9 protein-coding genes are annotated in these 15,691 nt (G+C 37.2%); 3 read left to right on the top strand and 6 right to left on the bottom strand.

What is annotated here, in order from left to right; genetic code table 11:
- Nucleotides 1-549: 549 nt before the first annotated feature.
- The 3 genes from H5154_RS02535 to H5154_RS02525 form a co-directional block, all read right to left on the bottom strand.
- On the bottom strand, nucleotides 550-3,696 hold the full coding sequence (locus H5154_RS02535) for a DEAD/DEAH box helicase (protein WP_182717282.1): 3,147 nt from the start codon (nucleotides 3,694-3,696) through the stop codon (nucleotides 550-552).
- A gap of 412 nt (nucleotides 3,697-4,108) precedes the next feature.
- Entirely contained in the window at nucleotides 4,109-5,071 is a 963-nt protein-coding gene (locus H5154_RS02530; protein WP_182717281.1) for a transcriptional regulator, read from the bottom strand.
- A gap of 15 nt (nucleotides 5,072-5,086) precedes the next feature.
- Nucleotides 5,087-6,325: an AAA family ATPase gene (locus H5154_RS02525; protein WP_145239012.1), complete on the bottom strand. Its 1,239-nt coding sequence runs from the start codon at nucleotides 6,323-6,325 to the stop codon at nucleotides 5,087-5,089.
- A gap of 771 nt (nucleotides 6,326-7,096) precedes the next feature.
- Here H5154_RS02525 and H5154_RS02520 point away from each other — a divergent pair.
- Nucleotides 7,097-8,311, top strand: a complete 1,215-nt coding sequence (locus H5154_RS02520) for a replication protein A (RefSeq protein WP_145239015.1) — start codon at nucleotides 7,097-7,099, stop codon at nucleotides 8,309-8,311.
- 57 nt (nucleotides 8,312-8,368) lie between these two features.
- On the opposite strand, the gene H5154_RS02515 is transcribed toward H5154_RS02520, so the two are convergent.
- Complete coding sequence (locus tag H5154_RS02515) at nucleotides 8,369-9,244, bottom strand: DNA replication terminus site-binding protein (protein WP_145239018.1); 876 nt, start codon at nucleotides 9,242-9,244, stop codon at nucleotides 8,369-8,371.
- A 1,277-nt stretch (nucleotides 9,245-10,521) separates the two neighbouring features.
- Between H5154_RS02515 and H5154_RS02510 the strand changes: the two genes are divergently transcribed.
- The gene (locus tag H5154_RS02510) at nucleotides 10,522-11,871 is read left to right on the top strand and encodes a class II 3-deoxy-7-phosphoheptulonate synthase (RefSeq protein WP_145239021.1); all 1,350 of its coding nucleotides are present in this window, start codon (nucleotides 10,522-10,524) and stop codon (nucleotides 11,869-11,871) included.
- 94 nt (nucleotides 11,872-11,965) lie between these two features.
- Here the strand turns inward: H5154_RS02510 and H5154_RS02505 are convergent, their stop codons facing one another.
- The gene (locus H5154_RS02505; RefSeq protein WP_182717280.1) at nucleotides 11,966-12,775 is read right to left on the bottom strand and encodes a pyruvate, water dikinase regulatory protein; all 810 of its coding nucleotides are present in this window, start codon (nucleotides 12,773-12,775) and stop codon (nucleotides 11,966-11,968) included.
- Nucleotides 12,776-12,929: 154 nt separating this feature from the next.
- On the opposite strand from H5154_RS02505, the gene ppsA reads away from it, so the two are divergent.
- Nucleotides 12,930-15,305, top strand: a complete 2,376-nt coding sequence (gene ppsA, locus H5154_RS02500) for a phosphoenolpyruvate synthase (RefSeq protein WP_149980298.1) — start codon at nucleotides 12,930-12,932, stop codon at nucleotides 15,303-15,305.
- 77 nt (nucleotides 15,306-15,382) lie between these two features.
- Here the strand turns inward: ppsA and H5154_RS02495 are convergent, their stop codons facing one another.
- Nucleotides 15,383-15,592 (bottom strand): PGPGW domain-containing protein, encoded by a 210-nt coding sequence (locus H5154_RS02495; RefSeq protein WP_145239030.1) that lies wholly within the window; start codon nucleotides 15,590-15,592, stop codon nucleotides 15,383-15,385.
- Nucleotides 15,593-15,691 lie beyond the last annotated feature (99 nt).

The raw sequence follows: 15,691 nt of genomic DNA, 5'->3' as shown, positions 1-15,691 counted from the left end.
AAAAAAGCCAGCTCAAAATGGGCTGGCTCAATCATTACTAAAATTAGTAACCAAATAGGGAAATCAACATGATGCTTGCGTAAACTGCAATTCAACAACAAGCAAAAGAGTAGACGCCCTCAAACCACTTTAGTTCAAAATAAATTTAAAATTGATGAAAATAATACTGCATGCGCCAAATAGCAGACATAAAAAAAGCCAGCTCAAAATGGGCTGGCTCAATCATTACTAAAATTAGTAACCAAATAGGGAAATCAACATGATGCTTGCGTAAACTGCAATTCAACAACAAGCAAAAGAGTAGACGCCCTCAAACTACTTTAGTTCAAAATAAATTTAAAATTGATAAAATAATATTGCATGAGCCAAATAGCAGGCATAAAAAAAGCCAGCTCAAAATGGGCTGGCTCAATCATTACTAAAACTAGTAACCAAATAGGGGGAAATCAACAATGATGCTTGTGTAAACTGCAATTTAACAACAAGCAAAGAAGTAGACGCCCTCACGCTAATTTAGTTCAAAATAAATCAGGCTAATTTGAAATAATGCTAACTTTTTATCAAAGAAAGCATTTGTTGTTCATCAAATTTTGTAAAACTCATTGATTTTTCAGTAAATAATGCATCAACAAGCGCTTGCTTATGTTGTTGCATTTTAAATACTTTTTGCTCAATTGAATTCGCCATTATCAGTTTATAAACAAAAACAGGATTTGTTTGACCGATTCGATAAGCACGATCTGTCGCTTGTTTTTCTACTGCTGGATTCCACCAAGGATCAAAATGGATCACAGTGTCCGCCTGAGTAAGATTAAGCCCTGTACCGCCAGCTTTTAAACTAATTAAAAATACCGACGTTTGACCACTGGTAAATTCTTCGATCATTTTATCGCGATGACGCGTTTGCCCCGTAAGCAAGCTGTAATTGATCTCCAGTGATGCTAGCTGCTGCGCAATAATATCTAATGCAGAAGTAAATTGGCTAAAAATAATAATATTACGACCTTCACTTAACATTACTGGTAAATGGCTACTCAACCAGTCAAGTTTTGCACTTCTAGCTGAGGTGTGTTCGTCAATCAAACGCGGGTGACAACATATTTGTCGTAACTTTAATAACGCCTCTAAAAAGGCTAATTTGCTCTTTTGCGCGCCTTGGGAAGCAAACAGGTCGACCATTTTCTCTTCTAGAGAATCAGTAATACTTTGGTAAATGTCTTTTTGCTGTGCTTCGAATTCAAACTCTTTGATCAACTCTGTTTTAGGTGGTAGCTCTTGTGCTACTTCAGCTTTTGTACGGCGTAAAATAAAAGGCAAGATCAGTGATTTAAGCTCTTTAGCACGATCACTATCAGCGTCACGCTCAATCGGAGTCTGAAAATGCTGTTTAAAATGAGCCTGTGAACCAAGCAATGAAGGCATTGCAAAATCTAACAATGATTTCAATTCAAATAAATTGTTTTCAATCGGTGTACCACTTAAACATAAGTTAAATTGTGCATTTAAACGCTTAACTAAACGAGATACTTGCGCACTGTCATTCTTTATATACTGCGCTTCATCAAGGATAATATTCTCAAAATACAACGGCGAGTAGTAAGCGATATCACGCTTGAGTAATGGATAAGTAGTAAGAATGCAATCTGCCTGGGCTAAATGTTGTAATTGCTCAATCCGCGCGCTACCAAATAGGGTCGTCACTTTAATACTACTGGCGAATTTAGCCATTTCATTTTGCCAATTACTTACCAAGCTCGTTGGGCAGACAATTAGCGTTGGGCCTGCTTGCTCTCGTTGCCGTGCGTTAGCTAAAAATGCAATAACTTGTAAGGTTTTGCCTAATCCCATGTCGTCGGCGAGGATTCCGCCTAACTGATGGCGTTTTAAGAACTGTAGCCATTGAACGCCTTGCTGTTGATACTCTCGAAGCCGCACGCCCGCATTCAAGCCATGTAACACTGTAGTAGCAGTAGCTGGTGCATCTAGCTCAGCTAAATAAGACTCTAAGCTGTCGTCGACTAAGTTAACCGCAAAACAGCTCATCTTCATTAAATGTACTAAAAATGATAAAGGTATAAGTAATTCATCGCGTGTTTTTATAAACTCAAAACGATCTTTAAAATCAGTAAGCGTATCAAAAGCTGGTTTTGTTATTACTCCAAACTGTTTACCATTTGCATAATAATAAAAAAGTTCGCTTTGACGATTAAGTGATTGAAATTCTGAATTATCGTTTGCTAATACGGTGGCAGCTTTAGCGTTTGAGATCATTATTTTACTAACAATTTGATGACCTTTACCACGTTTAACATCCAAGCTGACATTAGTGATTGATTTTTTTATCACTAGTTTTTTATCAGTTACCTTCCAACCACGCTGACGAAGTTTAGGCAAAACCTCGTATTTAAACCAATGCTGATGAATAACTGATTGTTTATTAAAAACAAACTCATTTTGTAAAGCCCCTTTACATAGTTCAAAGCCTAAATTTGTGAGCTCTGTGATAACGGTATTTTCAAGCGATGCATTGAGAATATTTGCTGGTGCTGAGTTTGGAGCGTAATTACCATCTTGATAGTTAAAGGTAAGCGTAAGCTTTAATTGGTTATTGCTATTACTAACATCCACAACAGCACAAGTATCTGCTACCCGTTTTATTTTTTTACGTTCAGATGATTGGTAATGAGGTATTACACCGTCACCAAAATTTGCAGCTAATTGCTTATAGACACGATCAAAATTAGCAGTATGAATGGCTGGGATCGCTTTGATATGAGCAACTTCTTCACCACTTAGTGGCGTACGTAAACGGCCTATGCGTAGTGACTCTGTATCAAGATAAGTCGGTGGTGTGGTTTTAAGTAAGAACCAAGATTGTTTACCCGTTAAACTTACATTTAATTGAATAAGATCTTTTTTGTGTGACCACGAAAAACTCAGATCTTCAGCACTATCTGCTTTAATCGACTGACGAGAGCGCCCAAAAAACAAACGCTGAGAAGCAATCAACTGCTGCAATGCGTTAAATCCCCATTGCCCTCTAAGCTCTAAATTACCAAGTGCATTTTGAGAACGGATCCAACTGTATAAACGAAAATCAGTTTCGAGTAAATCGGATGGTGTTACAAAACTATTAAGCTGCTGATCAGTAAGGTTTCTACCGAGGGTATACTGATGTTCTGCAGAGAAAGCGGCAATTTTTGGTGTTAAAATAACCCGATTGTTTTCTACATCAAGCACAAATAAAAGTACATTTTTAGCTTGTGCTGACTGGTTTTGCTTAAGTGTTGTTAGCTCTTCAAACCAATCATTAATTATATAGTCTTGGCCGTAATCACCAGAATGATCAATCTTCAGCTTTAACAATACAGCAGCCAAGTGGCGACAGTTAGTTTTGGCATTACATGAACAGTGTCGATCAACTGCAAAACCATTGGCTAACTTCTTTATCTCTATATGTTGGGTAAAAGTACTGCCTTGATTTCCAAACACCGAGGCATCAATGACAGAGAAATCATGATTATGCTCTAACCAATTAATTTGACCATTTGCTACGTACTCTTTTGCTTTACTGAGCACAGGAGGCTTAAACAGCTGTTTTATAAATCGCTCAGATAAAGGAAATTGAGTCGCTTGCTCTTGCTTGATCTCTTCAAAAATAGCGAGTAGGTCATTCTTAGATAAGTTAGCAGACATATTGCTCAGGGCAGTAAAAAATAAAAATAATTTTACCAGTATATGATTTATCGGCGTCGAGCTAAAGCATTAAAATGATTAAAAAGACTGGTTGGAGCTGATAAGTTAGTAAAAAAATGATCTCAATACAAAAACAGCTGAATTTAATAGTTAAACACAATTAACCAACAATAAACCCACAAGTTATAAACATATCGTTAATTATTAAGCGCGTTTACAGATCACATTTTTACTAAGGTATAAAAAAATAGCGGTAAGAGTGAAAAATATAGCTAATCAGTTAGTAAAAAAATGATCTATGAGCTCAATAGTAAGGTTTATTGATATTTCAGATCATTATTTTACTAACAAAACACAGTTTGGGATCAGAATTTTACTAACAAAAAAAGCCTTCAGATCAGATTTTTATTAACTAGTTAAATGCATTTAATAACTTAGTTAGCTGTTCTAAGCGCTTGTCAGTCATCACTTTATTATCAATTTTGATTGATAAATCACCACTTTTTAAATTACGTTGCAAGCTGATATAATTATTTTCTAGTAGTGCTTCTCGACGTTGAGCTGACTGTGGCTCAGCGGTAAGTAATTTAGTGATCGTCATTGCACGCTTATCATCACCAATTATATCTTCTAAGCTATTATCGTGTGTCAAATGATTTACTTGCTGATTAAAACTATGCTCATCACGTTCTTTTGCTGCAATCAGTTTTTTAGCTACTTCACGGCCAACATGATTTGCTGTTGGATAAAGGGCAAGTACGGCAGCAGGAAGCTTCTCAAAGGCTTTAATTGCATCAGCAATAGCTGTATGCGATACACCTTCAATGGCGGCTACTTCACGATAAGAGCCTTTTTTTCCCTGTGCAACTAATTCATCTTTTGTTTGTTGATATGCTTGGCCAAGTTCCCAGAGGCTCGGCGCAATATATTGGTCTGACGATACAGCTAAAATCTTAGCATCTAAATCTGTAAAATCACTCGAACTAAGAACCATGTAGTCAGCATTGCCAATTATACATGCCATACGACGACGTGAGCCGGCTAATACCAGTGTTTCATCACCTTTGTCCCAACATAGGGCGGGGTGTTGGTTACGACCATCTTCGGCTATTGCAGGGAGTATATCAGCAACAGACTTTTCATTGAGTAACACTTGAACACGACGATTTTTTGCGTACACCTTGGTGGTACTTTCTATTTCAGCATGCGGGATCACTTTGCAAACAAGTGTGATCTGACGATTAGGATCACTTGGTGCAGGCATTTTGATCACATCGCCTGCGTTTGCTTGTTCTAGTAATTCATCAAGATTACTATTACCAATTGAAGTAGCAAAAGGATCTAAGCTGGTGTCATTTTTACGTTTTTTAGCCATTTTTTGTTAACTACCTTACTTAGTTTCATTCAATTGAGATTGTGTTGATTGCCAGTTTGAACGGATCAGCATTTCTAATTCATCAACAACATCTTTTATATTTTCTTGAGCTCTGATCAGTGATTCTCTACTTGCTAAACTGTCAGATGTTTTTTGATCAAAAATAGTATTGAATGACGAAGAGCTCGCTGTAATTGCCGAGCTGTGGTTAATTGGGTAACTCATTACCTGACGACCAAATGCACTGCGTACATCTTTAACGATGTCACGCTGTGAATGATTGCCTTTTACGTAATTAGTTACTAAAAATTGCATAAAGTCCCAACCTTCATGACCTAAAGATGCAACGGTATGATAGATTTCGCCTAAGCGTTTTAAATATTTGTTATTAGCATCGAAATCAACGGCTTCAGGATGTACCGGGATCAGCATTGCCGTAGATGCCATTAAAGCATTGTAAAACATAAAGTTAAGAGATGGAGCTGTATCAATTAAAATGATATCGAATTGATCCTTAACCGGATCAATGACTTTTTCTAATAGTTTATGGTAATGACGGGTTTTTTCATAACTTGAACTATCTTTTAGCAACGTTGCAGTTTCGTGTTCAAAGTAAAAGTCATCCATACCAGAAGGCAAAATGCGTATATTTGGGATATGCGTAGGCAAAAAAGCATTTGTAACAAGTTGCTGCCAAGTTTCATCTGGATCTAAGTCAATGCAATCTCGCATTAAATCACCGACCGTGATCGGTTCAGGTTCACTGGGTGGGAAAAAACTCGATGATGACCCTTGCGGATCTAAATCAATAATACCAATACGGTAACGTTTAATGTTAGTTGTAGCAAGGGCTGCAGCAATATTTACCATACTGGTTGTTTTACCACAGCCGCCTTTTAGAGAGTTAATAACAATAACTTGTAATTTATCGTCAACATTGCGGTGATCTGGCTGAATATCCATTATATCTGCCATAGCAAATATATTTACCAAGGTGTAAGCGTAATGGCCGTTAGCACCGCGTTTAATGTTTAGCTCATCAAAATCACCATTGTCATGGCGGCGTTTTAAGGTACGATTGTTACAACCTAACAGATCTGCAGCTGCTTTTTGAGTGTAAGTTCGAAGCTCTTTTTCTTCAGATTTTAAGTGGGCACGATAATGCTGAATACGTCCTGCTAATGATTTTTCTGCGACTTCTGCAGTTGCTTTTAAAAGCCGATAGGTGGATAGCGCATTATTATGAATTGACATACTTTATTCCTCAAAGTTAGGTATTAAGTATAATGTCCATTCAATTGACTGTAAACAACTATTTATGACGACATGGCTTTTAATAACAAGACATTTAGAATTAATTTGTAATTTTAAAATTGCTTAGTATAAATAAAGAAGTTTAAAGGTGGTTAAATATATAAGGTAGTAAAGGTTAAGGGCATAAAATAGACATCTAAGTTTCTGATATATATAAATAATAGTAAAAAAAGTGGATCAGGTTTATACTTGGTTAAGATCAGATCTTTAGTAACTGACAGATCGTAATTTTACTAACTCTGAATCAGATACTTAAGTTATACACAGTTTGAACACAGGTTTACGCACAAAAACCGCTGTTGAGATCAGTTTTTTACTAAGATAATTAAGAACTTATCCACTTACAATCGGGATAAATAGGCTGTTCAATTAGTATAGATCTGATCTGTAGTTGGTATAGATCAGATCTATGCTAACTGATTCGATGATTATCCACAGGCATTAGTAAAAATTAGATTTATGTCGTGTATTTTTGGTTAAAAAACAAAAATACACGGACAAAAATACGCGTGAGTTAGTAAAATTTAGACTTATAACCGTAGTGTTAGTAAAAAACTGATCTGAAAATCAAGATCATTAAGGTTACTTAGTAAAATAGTGATCTGAACATATATTTTAATCCCAGATCAGTTTTGTACTAACTTAAACATTTAACTTTTTCTGTTTAATGTGTTGTTATTAGCTGTCGCAATAAAATTGGAAATAAGAACAATGAACCGAAAGGTCAACATCTCGGTAGATAACTTACCCGATACATTACGGGGTCAGATCCACGGGGTGGAAAGTGCAATAGATAACGAAAGCCTCGCATTATTTACAGACAATAAAGATGTGCGGGTTTCATTAGAAAATGCAGCGCATGGACTAAGGGCCTATTCGAATACTTTTAATCATTATGATTTGTGGGGACGTTTTGTTCGCTCAGGCCATAAAAAATTACCACTCGAAGAAGCACCTAAAAAAACCATTATTACTCGAAAAATATCCGAAAAAGTGGATGGCATTTTGTATGATGGTGAAATTAAAATTACTCCAGCGGTAGTAAGTACCCGTAAAGACGGTGAAGATGTTGAATATTTAGTTTGGCCATCAGATCGTGAAGAAAAAGTAGAACGTGCATTAATCCGTTTAGCTTCTAAAGGTAAAATTGTTAAAATCAATTTTAAGTCCGGTATTCAATATGCCGTGGTTTTTTCGATGAACGAATTAGCGCAAGAACTTAAAGCTGTTGGGCAATCAATGCCTTACCCACAAATCAAAGAAGCATTAGAAGCACTGCAAGGTTCTAAGCTATCGTTTAAGTATTCAGCGACAGATACTAAAAATACCAATATTGATGATTCATTTTACGAATCAAATATGAACTTTCTTTCTTCTTTGCACTTTAGTGGTAAAAAAGGGCAGGGCGGTAATGTTAAATGTGTTGCGTGCTTGAATGCGTTTGTCCATAACATGATCGATAACCTCGAATACAAAGGTTACTATTTCAATAGTGCGCAAGAATTAAAGCGCGGATTATCTCGCTGGATGATGTTGCGTCTTTATCATCTTTGGCGCTATGCGGCACCAGGAAAAACATATCATTTTAGATTGTTATCTATCATGGAAAAATATGGCTCAATCTATTCAACTGACGATATCACTGAAAATAAATTAAAAGCATTGCGTCGTGATATGACCACTACGATGAAAGATCTTATCGAAAAAGGTGCTATTTCAGAATATAGCATTACGAATGTTAAAGATGATAAAACTGGTAACATTGTAGATTATACATACGAGATGCATCCTTCAGATCAGTTTTGTGATGAAATACTTACTTTGAATAAGCATAACAAACGTATTGAAATTCAAGGTGGTAAACGCATAGTTGAAAATGCAGTTTTAATCGACGAAGATAAAATTGAAGAAATAGTCAAAGATTAACTTACCGCTTAAGCTTATTCTGACTAAGGCCGCTATATAGCGGCCTTTTTAACATAATTATTTATCAACTTGTTCCAAATATAATCTATCAACAAGAAAATCATACTCTCGTTTACGCGGATGGCTTTGTGGTTTTTGATAATCTGATAACGTACCTAGTTTTACATCCGGTTCAGGGTTTATCAAAATAAAAGGTAGTGCGGCACTAACATGATAACGATTTTGCGCGGTGTATCTCACATTTACTTGTGGGCTAACGCGGGTGGGGCGTCTTATTCGTAACTTATCTTTATCTCCTAAACTAGCGACACGTAATTGTTCTTGAGCAACGAGTGTTTGCCAACTGAGTTGATCTATCATTCTAGGATTGGAATAACCGGCTGATTTTTCGAGCATGGCTAGTGCCATCTTTTTTGTCAGTGTTTTAGTCGCGTGTTTGTGCATCCAGGTAAAACGAACTGAAAAAGGGGAGTTTACTTCAAAATGAATTTTACGGTACGCGGCGAGTGTTATTAAATTTGGTATCGCATTATGAACCGCTTCAAAGCGAGCATCATTATTATCAATGGCTAGAATACATTCTTTAAATGCAGCTTTAGCTTTATTTAATTGTTGAATTCGAGCAACAAGTTGTTTTTGATCCGCATTTTTTATTACCAGTAACCCAGGGTGACGTTTTAAAACACGACTACTTAAGCCTGATTTTTTATAGATATCGTTAAATGAATTTAAAATCAACTTTTGGCCCGTAGCACCTGTAATTTTCGTAACATTGATCGATTGAGGGACTATCTTTTCATCGTTACTATCAATATCAGGCAATTGATAATAATCAGCCTTTGAATAATCGCATTGCATTAAATCATCAATAAAGTGATTAGTTAAATCACTAAGTAAATCGAACTGACTGCGAATTTGTACTTTAGTTACCATAAGAACACATCATACAATATAGATGATAATAGTCTACCATAGCCGCAGTTAAACTAAAAACAAAGCAGCGCACAATCACCTGTTTATCTATCGTTTAATTTTACTCGATGCTAAGTATATATTATAAATCAAATAAAGTATGATGTGTTCTTTGTCTTGGTAAGGACCTTATAACGGATAGGTTGATAGTTTTTCTAACTTAAAAGTTCGATCATCTCTAAATAAGTATGTTTAAATATTGCCTTTGAGCTGATGATTAAGTACATCATGTTGCTGCAATTGTATAATCTCCGATGCGATATAGGTATTTACCTCAAGTATAAGTTGTGTAATTAAAGGGTGAGGACTAATTCTATTGTAGTTTTCAGTTGCCAATGGATACTGGTATATCAATGCAACAATTTACGGGAGCTTATTGATGTGACCAATTCTATAAATTACTCATAGGCACAATTTCAATTTTGCTTCAGGGGATTATCTAATTTGAAACAGCTTACAAATTATCAGTCGTGCAGTTGCAGTGAGTAAGTTTATGGCTGTGAGCACAAAAATAAACTGCGCTTACAGACTTTATAACCATGAAGCTTAAGTAATCGTCGATATAGTTAAAGAGCTGAACTACAGTGATAACAAGCTGCTAAACCTATCTAGTTTAAGCCAGGCATTATAAAAATGTTATATGAACGCTGAGAAATAGGCCAATAAGATGTATAGGAGTTGGAGTCAAACCAGCGCTCGAATTTTACAATTACATACTATTGCCTTAATTTAATTGCAGTGTCATTCAGGCTTGAATTGACAACTATCAGTAATTTGAGATACGTGCCAACATGAATCAAACAAGGTAGTTACAAGCAACATCAGACGAACTGAATTTCATTTAATTTAGGTATACCTCTTTATTACTCAGCACCCTTAGCACATATTTTAAACTTCAGCCATTTGATATAAAAAATAATCTAATTTCATCTGTAAAGTTAAGGTTACATAGCATTACAATTTAAGTATGATGTGTTCTTATTTTCAGTTGTAGAGTAGGCACTTAGTTTATTTACTAAGGTCTCGCTGTATTATTTAATTTTATGTTTTATATTAATAAGTTAAACAATACCCTGTGCATATTTTAAAAAATAAAAAGGTGGCAGAACAGTGCAAATCATCAATAATATTTATCTCATAACTAAATAATTGATAATTAGCGAATATAGTCCTTGAACAGGGGCACTGCATACGTTAATTTTCATCTATCAGGTAAATGTAGGAATGAGGAAATTAATATGCAGTCGTGGAACCCAAATAGCTGGAGAGAGCTCCCAATACTTCAGCAGCCACAGTATCCAGATCAAGAAGCGCTGAAAACTGTTGAAGGCCAATTAAAGAGTGCACCGCCACTGGTCTTCGCAGAAGAGACCCGTAGTTTATTTAAACAACTAGAAGACGTTTGTGAAGGCCGTGCCTTCTTACTTCAAGGTGGTGATTGTGCTGAATCATTTAGTGACTTTAATGCCGCTAATATTCGTGACACATTTAAAACAATATTACAGATGGCAGTCGTACTAACTTATGGCGGTAAATGCCCTGTAGTTAAGATTGCGCGCATGGCAGGGCAATATGCTAAACCACGCTCAGCAGATTTAGAAACCATTGATGGGGTATCTTTACCTTCATACCGTGGTGATATCGTAAATAATTTTGAGTTTACTGAACAAGCGCGTATTCCCGATCCACAACGCTTAATGACGGCTTATCATCACAGTGCAGCAACATTAAATTTATTACGCGCATTTGCACAAGGTGGACTTGCAGATTTACATCAGGTAAATCGCTGGAACATGGGTTTTGTTGCAGCAAACCCACTTAAAGAAAAATACCAACAACTTGCGGATAAGATTCAAGATGCGCTTGAGTTTATGGAAGTGTGCGGTATTAACTCAACAATTGCACCAAGCCTTAAAGAGACTGATTTATACACCTCTCATGAAGCGTTATTACTGGGGTATGAAGAAGCGCTTACTCGCCGTGATCATCTATCTGGCGATTGGTATGACTGCTCAGCACATTTTGTTTGGATTGGTGAACGTACTCGCCAACTTGATCATGCACATATCGAATTCTTTAAAGGTATTAAAAATCCAATTGGGGTAAAAGTTGGCCCAGGAATGGATCCTGACGACTTAATTCGTTTAATTGATGCGCTTAATCCAGATAACATCCCAGGGCGCTTAACATTAATTACACGTATGGGTGCTGATGTACTTCCTGAAAAGTTGCCGGCCTTAGTACGTCGCGTTCAACAAGAAGGCCGTAAAGTAATTTGGAGTTCTGATCCAATGCACGGGAATACTGAAAAAGCGACATCAGGGTATAAAACCCGAAGCTTTGACAATATTTTGCGTGAGATCAGTCAGTTCTTCGCAGTTCATAAAGCTGAGGGCTCGTATGCAGGTGGTGTTCATTTAGAAATGACTGGCCAACATGTTACTGAGTGTACAGGTGGTGCTTACGGATTATCTGATGACGATCTAGCACAGCGTTATCGCACACAGTGTGACCCACGTTTAAATGCTGATCAGGTATTAGAACTTGGCTTCTTAGTTGCAGATTTATTAAAAGACGCACGTAAGTAGAGTTTGTCCAAAAAATTAAAAGCCGCAGATGCGGCTTTTTTAATGTCCGATATTATTTTTATACCTAGTGTAACTAAAATTAAAAATATTGAAGTTAGTACTTACGTCGCTCAAGGTTAGTATCAGAAATGATCTTAGCGGAAATTTCTTCTACAGAATGATGGGTCGAATTTAAATACGCCAGCTTATATTTTTTATACAGCATTTCAACTTCGCGTACTTCGATTCGACATTGCTTAAGTGAAGCGTATTTTGAATTAGCCATACGGCGTTGGCGAATATCAGCCAACCTGACTGGATCAATCGTTAAACCAAACAGCTTATGCTTATAGGCTACTAAGCACTGTGGTAAGTTACCCGAATCTAAATCTTCTTCAGTGATAGGGTAGTTAGCTGCTTTAATACCATACTGTAGCGCTAAATATAAACTAGTTGGCGTTTTACCACTTCGGCTTACGCCGACCAAAATTATATCGGCTTCAGCATAGTTACTTATATTAGCGCCGTCATCATTCGTAAGCGCATAGTTCACGGCATCAATTCTGAAGTCATAACTTTTTTCATGCATTGAGTGAGTACGATGAATTTTAGGCACCGGCGCTACTTTCAGTTCTTGCTCAATTTTCTCACTAAATGTAGTTAAGAAATCATAAGTAACGGCGTTCGATGAGCGAATAATTTCACTTAAATTGTGATTAACAAAAGTAAAAAAAACCAAAGGTTTTTCGCCTTCGCGTTGTGCCGTTGCATTGATCAATGCTTTTATTTCGTTCGCTTTTTTTTCAGTTTCAACAAAAGGGATAGTTTTATGATTAAATTCAACGGGAAATAATGACAAAGTGGCGTGGCCAAATACTTCAGAAGTAATAGCAGTACCGTCAGAAATATAAAATGCAGTTCTCATATTAACCTTTTTATTACGTTTAATAGTTAAAATAGCCACCCTACGGTTTACGTAAGGTCTATTGCCAGTGTAGAATGAAGGTGACCTTTTTAGAAGGTTTTCTTTCTTAACTCTCACAGTTATTACTACAATTTGTTTTTTTGGAGAAAGATCCGTGCAAGAATACGTTCTCTGGTATCAAGAGCTTGGTATGCAAGATGTTCCTCGTGTTGGCGGCAAAAATGCCTCACTCGGCGAAATGATTTCTAACCTAGCAAACGCTGGTGTACAAGTCCCAGGTGGTTTTGCTACTACCGCAGACGCATTTAATGAGTTTCTTGAGCAATCAGGACTAAATGCAAAGATCCACGACATTTTAGACACACTGGACGTGGAAGATGTAAATACACTAGCAAAAGTCGGCGCTGATATTCGTCAGTGGATTATCGACACCCCATTCCAACCTAATTTAGACCAAGCCATTCGCGACGCATACAGCCAACTCCACGGCAATGCAGCAGACGATGTTTCATTCGCAGTACGTTCATCAGCAACAGCTGAAGATATGCCTGATGCATCATTCGCAGGTCAGCAAGAAACCTTCCTAAATGTACGTGGTATCGACTCAGTAATGGTCGCCATCAAGCATGTGTTCGCATCGCTTTTCAATGACCGTGCCATTTCATACCGTGTTCACCAGGGTTATGATCATCGCGGCGTAGCATTATCTGCGGGTATTCAACGCATGGTACGTTCTGATAAGTCATCGTCTGGCGTTATGTTCAGTATTGATACTGAATCAGGTTTCGAAGATGTCGTGTTTATCACCTCAAGTTATGGTCTAGGTGAAATGGTTGTACAGGGCGCAGTAAACCCTGATGAATTTTATGTTCATAAACCAACACTTGCTAAAGGTAAGCCATCTGTAGTGCGCCGTAATATTGGCTCAAAAGCGATTCAAATGATTTACTCTGCCGATCAAGCGCATGGTAAACAAGTAGAAATCGTAGATGTAGATGCAGCCCTTTCAAATAAATTCTCAATTACCGATGCCGAAGTTCAAGAGCTTGCAAAGCAAGCTGTGATCATCGAAAAACATTATGGCCGCGCGATGGATATCGAGTGGGCAAAAGACGGTAATGACGGCAAGCTATACATTGTACAAGCTCGCCCTGAAACAGTTCGTTCAAACGAAGATACGAATGTTATGGAGCGTTTTCAACTAAATGGCAGCAGTGCTGTTGTCGTTGAAGGACGTGCCATCGGTCATAAAATTGGCTCAGGTGTTGTTCGTGTACTTGATTCGATTAAAGAAATGGATCAAGTTCAACAAGGTGACATTTTAGTAACCGACATGACTGATCCAGATTGGGAACCTATCATGAAACGTGCTGCAGCGATTGTAACTAATCGTGGTGGTCGTACATGTCACGCGGCAATTATTGCCCGTGAGTTAGGTATTCCAGCAGTTGTAGGCTGTGGTAATGCAACTGACCTGATTAAAGCAGGCCAAGAAGTAACCGTATCATGTGCTGAAGGCGACACTGGCTTTATTTATGAAGGTATTTTAGATTTTGAAATCCTCACTTCACGTGTCGATAAAATGCCTGAACTACCAATGAAAATCATGATGAACGTTGGTAACCCAGATCGTGCATTTGATTTTGCACGCTTACCACACTCAGGTGTTGGTCTTGCTCGCGTTGAATTTATTATCAACCGTATGATTGGTGTGCATCCTAAAGCATTGCTAAATTTTGATGCTCAAACAGATGAGTTAAAAGCTGAAATCACACAGATGATTGCCGGTTACGAATCACCGGTTGAATTCTATATTGCTAAATTAGTTGAAGGTATTTCGACCTTAGGCTGTGCATTTGCACCAGAGCGTGTAATTGTTCGTATGTCTGATTTTAAATCAAATGAATATGCCAACTTAGTTGGCGGACAACAATACGAGCCTGAAGAAGAAAACCCAATGATTGGTTTCCGTGGCGCAGCACGTTATATTTCGGAAGATTTCCGTGACTGTTTCGCACTAGAGTGTGAAGCAATCAAACGTGTTCGTAACGACATGGATATGGCCAACATTGAAATCATGATCCCATTCGTACGTACCCTTGAAGAAGGTAAACGTGTTATTGAATTACTTGAAGAGCATGGCCTTAAACGTGGCGAAAATGGCTTAAAAGTAATCATGATGTGTGAACTTCCATCAAATGCATTACTTGCTGATGAATTTTTAGAACATTTTGATGGCTTTTCAATCGGTTCAAACGATTTAACGCAACTTACACTTGGTTTAGACCGTGACTCAGGATTAATTGCCCATTTATTTGATGAGCGTAACCCTGCAATCAAAAAACTACTTTCTATGGCAATTCAAACTGCCAAAGCAAAAGGAAAGTATGTTGGTATTTGTGGTCAAGGTCCATCAGATCATGAAGACTTTGCTGCGTGGTTAGTAGAGCAGGGCATTGATTCTGTTTCACTAAACCCAGATACAGTACTTGAAACTTGGTTATACCTTGCTAAAAAATTAGCAAAATAATCGTTAAAGTATAAAAAATGCCAGCGTTATTGTTGGCATTTTTGTTTACTCAATATGTTATAGCCTATTTATAACTTTTATCGGGCTAACTTCTTATCTAAGAACGCGCAAGATTTTGTCAGCGCTTTTTGGCAAATTGCTAAATAATGGCGTGCTTTAGGGTAATAAAAAGAGAAACACATAAGCCCTGCAATAAAAAAGATCAAAGAAGGGCCTGGTACAATAGCAAAAAATAATCCCAGCAACATAAATAAACTGCCGACTAAAACTAATACACATTTTTTCATTTCAATTCCCTCGCAATTAAGCATCTACTATGAGTATAAGTAATCACAGTCTTTTTACGATAAAAAGAGTGTTACAAACTGTAAAATCTTCAATTTCTA

Origin of the sequence: Pseudoalteromonas sp. SR44-5 (assembly GCF_014163675.1) — a bacterium.
Classification (GTDB): Bacteria; Pseudomonadota; Gammaproteobacteria; order Enterobacterales; family Alteromonadaceae; genus Pseudoalteromonas; species Pseudoalteromonas rhizosphaerae.
The sequence above is the reverse complement of the archived record's forward strand: the minus strand, read 5'-3'. Positions and strand labels throughout refer to the sequence as shown.

What these genes read in the sequence shown, in the direction of transcription:
- H5154_RS02535 (WP_182717282.1), bottom strand. Translation starts at nt 3,696, where the DNA reads ATGTCTGCTAACTTATCTAAGAATGACCTACTCGCTATTTTTGAAGAG.
- H5154_RS02530 (WP_182717281.1), bottom strand. Translation starts at nt 5,071, where the DNA reads ATGGCTAAAAAACGTAAAAATGACACCAGCTTAGATCCTTTTGCTACT.
- H5154_RS02525 (WP_145239012.1), bottom strand. Translation starts at nt 6,325, where the DNA reads ATGTCAATTCATAATAATGCGCTATCCACCTATCGGCTTTTAAAAGCA.
- H5154_RS02520 (WP_145239015.1), top strand. Translation starts at nt 7,097, where the DNA reads ATGAACCGAAAGGTCAACATCTCGGTAGATAACTTACCCGATACATTA.
- H5154_RS02515 (WP_145239018.1), bottom strand. Translation starts at nt 9,244, where the DNA reads ATGGTAACTAAAGTACAAATTCGCAGTCAGTTCGATTTACTTAGTGAT.
- H5154_RS02510 (WP_145239021.1), top strand. Translation starts at nt 10,522, where the DNA reads ATGCAGTCGTGGAACCCAAATAGCTGGAGAGAGCTCCCAATACTTCAG.
- H5154_RS02505 (WP_182717280.1), bottom strand. Translation starts at nt 12,775, where the DNA reads ATGAGAACTGCATTTTATATTTCTGACGGTACTGCTATTACTTCTGAA.
- H5154_RS02495 (WP_145239030.1), bottom strand. Translation starts at nt 15,592, where the DNA reads ATGAAAAAATGTGTATTAGTTTTAGTCGGCAGTTTATTTATGTTGCTG.